At 56.3% G+C, this 6933-nt stretch carries 3 protein-coding genes; 1 reads left to right on the forward strand and 2 read right to left on the reverse strand.

Annotation, left to right across the window (positions count from 1 at the left end; translation table 11 throughout):
* Positions 1-14: 14 nt before the first annotated feature.
* The gene (locus tag PLD04_04265) at positions 15-1433 is read right to left on the reverse strand and encodes a glycosyltransferase family 39 protein (protein HXK67534.1); all 1419 of its coding nucleotides are present in this window, start codon (positions 1431-1433) and stop codon (positions 15-17) included.
* A complete protein-coding gene (locus PLD04_04270; protein ID HXK67535.1) occupies positions 1430-3463 on the reverse strand; it encodes a chloride channel protein in 2034 nt (677 codons plus the stop codon). The genes PLD04_04265 and PLD04_04270 overlap by 4 nt, the downstream gene beginning before the upstream one ends.
* Positions 3464-3686: 223 nt before the next feature.
* On the opposite strand from PLD04_04270, the gene PLD04_04275 reads away from it, so the two are divergent.
* The coding region (locus PLD04_04275; GenBank protein ID HXK67536.1) for an immune inhibitor A at positions 3687-6933 on the forward strand (3247 nt) is incomplete at its 3' end.

A 6933-nucleotide genomic window follows, 5' to 3' on the forward strand; every position in this document is an offset into this window, starting at 1 on the left:
ATTAAACCGCTGTTCTATTCCGGGAGAAAGGGTTCGACGTTCTGGATGTCGTATCCCCGGACCAGGATGAACTGCCGAACGGTTCGTCCTCCAGTAACGATGTCCAGGTACTCGGGAGGATCGGTCCGCTCGCAGATTTCCGAGGCATACTTGATGATGTCGTCCCTTGTGGAATAGAACAGGACATCTTTCCCGGCAAGGTTCAGGTGCTCCTGCCAGTAGAGATAGCTCAGACCGTGCCGCCCTCCCCTCGATCGGATGAGCAGAGGAGAGAGGCTTCCGCCGGAACGGTACCCGGCGAGGGAAACAAGGGAATACGAGGTTGAGGCGGTTAATACTTCAGGAGGTTCCTGCTTCAGACGATCCGCAAGCCTCTGGTACCCGAAAAAGTTTCCCGCAATTTTGGAGGGAATGGAGTGGGTTCGGGCCAGGAGTCCGGGGGCGAAGACAGGGACCATGGCAAGGAGAATGATAAGACATGCCGGGATAAGTGACCCGACGACCTGCCGCTTCGTAAGGGGCCGGTCAAGGGTAATCAGGAGGGCCAGAGGGAAAAATCCCGGAGCAATCCAGTGGGCCCCGGCATGGTCTCGAAATGCAACCAGTCCAAAGAAAGCGATCGGAATGAATCCTGCGAGAAATACGATTCGTCGGCAGGGTTCTTCCCACCAGGATCTCCAGAGTCTGACGATCCGGCCAACGGCGAGAACGGGAAGAACCGGGCCCAGAAGGAGAAGTTGTGCGGCCCAGAATTCAAAAAAGTGACCGATCCCTGCGGAAGCTCCTTCGTGGCGGCCGACAAGCTGAAACGCGATGTTGTTAAAGTGGTGATGCCCGGCCCAGATCCATACCGGGGCTGTCAGAAGGAGAGAAAAGGCAGCTCCATGGAAAACATAGACCGAGTTCCAAAATTTTCGGGGAATCAGAAATGCCAGGGGAAGGATCAGAACAATAGGAAACTTTGCCAGAAACCCAAGCCCGGTGGCCAGTCCGAAATGGATCCAGAACCGAGGGTCGCCGCGAAGGATGCGGACCAGGGCGTAGAGGGCCCAGAGCCAGCAGGGGATCAGGGCGCTGTCCGTAGACAGGTAGAACGATCCAAAGAAAAAGAGCGGGGTAAGCTGCAGGACCAGGTAAGCGGTCAGACCGTAACGAACGGTTCCGGAAAGCCGGAGGGAGAGTAAAAGTAAAAGATACCCCGAGAGAAAAGCAGCAAGGATGGGTAGGAACCGCAGGGCCAGGGACGTATTCCCCATAATGGGTCGGAACAAGGCCACGGCCCAGATCACAAGGGGAGGCTGATCGAAGTAAGACCAATCCATGTTCCGGGCACAATCCCAGTAGTATGCTTCGTCCCCGGAGACAGGAGTGACAAGTGCAAGGACAACCCGCAGAAGTGCAATAAGTGCGAGAATCATGATGGCACGTTTCATAGCCCGCGAATCCTTTCGATCGCATCCCTTTTTCCAATCACAACGAGCGTGGAATCGGATCCGAGAACCGTTGATGCATCAGGAAAGACGGCTTCCCCGTTTTCCCTCTTGATCAGAACGACCTCAACCTGGTACCGGGTTCGGAGAGCAAGATCTCCGATTGTGGAACCCTGGAATCGGTGGGGCACACGGATCGAGGAGAGAATGTAATCCACCGAAAGCGGATACTCGCTTATGAAGGAAGTGTCCGAGATTCCCTCCCTCACTTCGAAGGCCACATCATGTTTTAACAGTTCCCGGTTATACACTTCAATCGTGTCATTTTTACTGAGCGTTCCCAGAAAGATACCGTCTTCCCCGACAATGGGAAGTTCATCCTCTCCCCGTTTTGAAAAGAGACGCATGGCTCGATCGAGGGTATCCGCAGGGCTCAGGGTGACATCAGGTAAAAGGAGAAGGTCTTCCGCCACAAGGATGTGCTTGAGATCCTCCCATTCGGGGAGTACCTTTCGAAGGTGTTCAAAGTGAATCGTTCCGGCCAGGGTACCGTCATCGTTCCGGACAAAGACCGTATTTTCCCTTCGCTGGATAAAGGCCTGAATGATTTGATCAAAATTGGCATGCCGATGTAGCGTCAGGACCTGGGTCCGGGCAAATTCAAAGGCCGAGATATCCTTCAGGATGTTGATGTCTCTCCCTCGGTGGATATGGATGCCTTTCCGTACGAGCTTGAGCGTATAGATCGAAAATTTCTGGAGTCTTGTGGCAATGATGGTGCTGATAATACAGGAAACCATGAGAGGAAGAATAATTCGATAGTCGTTCGTTAATTCAAAGATGATCAGAATGGCCGAGATCGGTGCGTGAACCGTTCCCGCGACAAAGGCACCCATACCCACCAGGGCGTAGGCGCCCATCCAGGCGGTTTCATGGGGGAAAGCATGGTGGGCATAGGTTCCGACAACTCCACCGAGCATCGATCCCATGAAAAGGGATGGGGCAAAGATCCCCCCGGAGGCCCCGGACCCGACCGAAAGGGAGGTGGCCGCCATCTTTGCTGCCAGGATCCCCAGGAGAAGGATGCCTCCAAAATTGCCATGGAGGGCATGGTTGATCGTTTCGTAGCCCACACCATAGACCTGGGGAAATCCAAGAGCGATGATCCCGACGCAGGCACCCCCGATTGCAGTCCGGAGAATGGGGTGGATACGAAGCGAGTCAAAGATGTCCGCCGAAAAATAGACACTCTTGATAAAGAGGACCGCGGCCAGGCCCGCCAGCAATCCAAGGAGGGCATAGGGAATCATTTCATAGGCAGAGACAAGCTCATAGGCAGGAACTTCGAAGGCGGGAAAATCGCCAAAGGTGTGGCGGGACAGAATCGTGGCCGTCACCGAAGAGATCACGATGGGAGAAAAATGGGCCACGCCAAAATCTTCCAGAACCACTTCGACCGCAAAGAGAGCCCCTGCAATCGGCGCATTAAATGCGGCAGCAATCCCCGCGGCAGCTCCACAGCCGACCAGGGTTCTCAACCTCCCTCCAATGATCGACAGAGCCTGTCCCACGGCGGATCCAATGGCCGATCCAATGTGTACGATTGGTCCCTCACGGCCGACCGATCCGCCGGAAGCAATAGAGATGGCTGTGGAAACCATGTTTGTCAATACGACTTTCGGGCGAAGGACACCGCCTTTTCTCGCCACCGCCTCCATGACTTCAGGTACGCCGTGTCCCAGGACATCCCGGGCGAAGAGGTGAATAATCGCACCCACGATCAATCCGCCGGAAGCGGGAATGATGATCTTCATAAACCAGGGAATTTCCCGGATATACTCCAGGCTGGGGTTTGCTTCTCCAAAGAAAGGAACCTGAAATTCCTTGATCGCCAGGCGGAGAAGGATCGCCCCGGCACCGCTCAGCAGTCCAATGGCCACCGCGATAAAGATCATGTACATGTGTTCTGCGATGCCCAATCGCTGAAGGTTGAGCTTTGCTCCCTGAAAAAAGGAAGAAGATCGTTCCCTCAAGGATCCATCACCCCGTTCCCGGGATCTCTCATGAGCCTATCCTAACGGAAAACCCTCTTCTGGTCCAGAGAGAAATTACCAATCATTACTGTTTAATATAAAGAACTTGAGAGTTTCTCCAAATTAAGCCGGTATACCAGACCAAATGACAGGTCTATATGATATATTCATCGGATGTATCAATGGTTTTTATAGCTTTTACCCTGTGGGTCCTGGAGGATCTATGAAACGCAGTTTTATTACATGTATGGCACTTATTGCGCTTATCCCTTCCTTCCTTTTGGCCTATCCATTCTTTGACAATGCCGAATCGGGAACCGGCCAGTTTCTTCTGGATTCTCCGTGGGGTCTGACTAACTCAGCCAGCCATTCCCCCACCCACGCCTTCACCGACAGCCCCCTGAGCAATTACGCCAACGGAGTGGACCTCTCCCTCACCCAGGCGGCCGCGATGGACCTCTCCCTGGCCACGGATCCCGTTCTCTCCTTCTGGCACCGGTACACCCTGGAAGACGGGTATGATATTGCCCGGGTTGAAGTCTCCACAGATAACGGGGCCTCCTGGGATCCGGTACCCCTCGCCTCCTACACGGGAAGCATCAACTGGTCACGGGAGCAGTTGTCACTATCGGCCTACAACGGTCTTGCCAGCGTGACGCTTCGTTTCCGTCTGACTTCGGACGCGACGGTAAACATGGACGGATGGACGATCGACGATATCCGCGTGGATGAAGCTCCCTCCGCTGTATCTCTCAGCAATGGTTCAGTTACACCCACTACGGTGGCTCTCTCATGGACGGAGAGTTCGGCGTCTGACTTCTCTGCCTATCGGATTTACCGTTCGACTTCCGCCGGTTTCGACTGGCGGACCGCTACACTCGTGGAGACGATCACCGAAAAGACATCCACCTCGACGACCGACATCACGGCATCACCCAAGAGAACCTTCCACTACCGTGTCATGGTCCTCACAACGAACGAACTCCACAGCCTCTCCAACGAAATACAGGTAGTCACCCCCGCCGGGATCGATTTTCCCTTCCTTGACAACGGCGAGGCGGGAGCGGGTCTCTGGTCGCTGGGAAGCCCCTGGGCCCTTACAGAGGAGGGGGCGGAGAGCGGCACCTGGTCCTATAGTGACTCTCCTGGGGGAGACTATACCAACAGCATAACCTCTCAATCTATGGTCCTTGCCACATCCCTGGATCTCTCGACGTCGACGGCCCCTATCCTGGCCTTTCACCACATCTATGCCTTTCTGGCAGGTGACTTTGGTTTCGTGGAGGTTTCCACGAACGGCGGCAGTTCCTGGACGACTCTGCTGACGTTTACCAACAACACGGTGACCGAGTGGAGCCATGCCCAGGCAGACCTGACGCCCTACCGTACTCCCAATGTCATGATTCGCTTCAGGATCACCACGGACGCCTCCGGTACAGCCGACGGGTGGCACATCGACAACATCTCCGTCTCAGAGCAGCCCACCGTTGTTCCTTCTCCCTTCCTTTCCAACGTCACCTCCCACACCATTGACATGGCGTGGGATCAGAACACGGACGGCAACTTCAGCCACTATGCCATTCACCGTTCTACGGCCACAGGTGTTTCCGCAGCGAGTCCCCTGGCGGGAACAGTGGATCAACAGACCACAACCACCTTTACGGACCTGGGGCTTGCCCTCAACACGTGGTACTACTATCGCGTCTACGCTGTAAATCAGTATGGGGCCTACAGTCCCGACAGTGCCTCGGAATCCAGCACGAAGACGCTGAATAACCCCCTTCCCTTTTACGACAGCTTTGAGGGGGACCTGGATAACTGGTGGCTCACCGGAGGATGGTCTGCCACCGATGTCGTCTCCGCCCACGGCGGCACCTGGTGCCTTCAGGACAGCCCGGGTTTCTACACCGATTCATCCGACACCTCCGCCACCACTTCTGTTGATCTGACGGGCACGGCACGCCCGGTCCTCACCTTCTGGGACCGTTTCGCCTTCGAAACCAATAATGACTGGGGGGTTGTAGAGGTCAGCACCAACGGAACCACCTGGATCCGCCGTTACTCCGTCACCGGGACCCGGGATCCCTGGGCCCGCCAGCAGATCGACCTCTCCGAGTGGAAGGGGCAGCCCGATCTGAGAATCCGATTCGCCGTAAGAACGAACGGCTGCTGCGTTGTCGCAGACGGCTGGTACATCGACGATGTGGCCGTCGAGGACCTCGTCCTTCCCGTCTTCACACCTCCCTTCACCGAGGACTTCGAGTCCGGCCTGGGTAACTGGCTCCGGGCCCGATGGACCGAGGTCACCGATGATCCCCACGGCGGGACCACCTCCCTCCGATCCACCCCCGAGGGCAACACCTATCCCTCCACCCCCAACATGCTCGATCTGGCCGGGACCCTCGACCTCTCCTCCACCACCAGCCCCCAGATGACCTACTGGGTCCGGGGACATCTCGAATACCACACCTGGTTCCGGGTCTACGCCTCCACCAACGACGGCGTCTCCTGGGCCGAGGTCTCCGGGTCCCAGATCAACTACTACTGGAGGTACGACTCCACCTGGACCCGCTACCAGCTCGATCTCTCCACCTATAAGACCTATCCCAACCTCCGGCTGAGAATCCAGACCCATACCGACGGCAGCGGTGCCGACGAGGACATCTGGATCGACGATATCCGCATCGAAGATCTGCCGGCCAGTGTCGTCCTCGATCCGCCGGTTCCCCACCTTAAAACCATTGACCTCTCCTGGTCCGCCTCCGGCCTGGGAGACTTCTGGAAATATGAAGTCTATCGATCCACCAGCCCCAGCGTCAGCCTCTCCTCCACGAAGATCGGTGAATTCACCAACGTCAACACCCTCGCCATGACCGATACCGGTCTGGACATCGGGACGACTTACTACTACAAGGTCTTTGTCTACAACACCTACGGCACGACCACCCCTTCCAACGAGCGATCCGCGACAACTGTTTCCATCACGATTCCCTTTCTTGATCCAATGGAAAACCTCAATTCCTGGGTTGCCACCGGGACATGGGGTGTCACCGACGAGGCCGTTCACGGGGGAACATTCTCCGTTACCGACTCTCCCTTCGCCAATTACGCTGATTCATCCGACACCTCCATCGTCACGGCAGTTAATCTGATCGGAACCAACCGCCCGGTCCTCACCTTCTGGGATCGTTTCGCCTTCGAAACAAACGGAGACTGGGGGGTTGTGGAGGTCAGCACCAACGGAACCACCTGGATCCGCCGTTACTCCGTCACCGGAATCCGGGATCCCTGGGCCCGCCAGCAGATCGACCTCTCCGAGTGGAAGGGGCAGCCGAACCTCCGGATCCGTTTTGCCGTTCGGACCAACTCAAGTGTCGTTCCCTACGACGGCTGGTACATCGACGATGTGGCCGTTGAGGACCTCGTCCTTCCCGTCTTCACACCTCCCTTCACCGAGGACTTCGAGTCCG

Source organism: Thermoanaerobaculia bacterium (assembly GCA_035593605.1).
Lineage (GTDB): Bacteria > Acidobacteriota > Thermoanaerobaculia > UBA2201 > DAOSWS01 > DAOSWS01.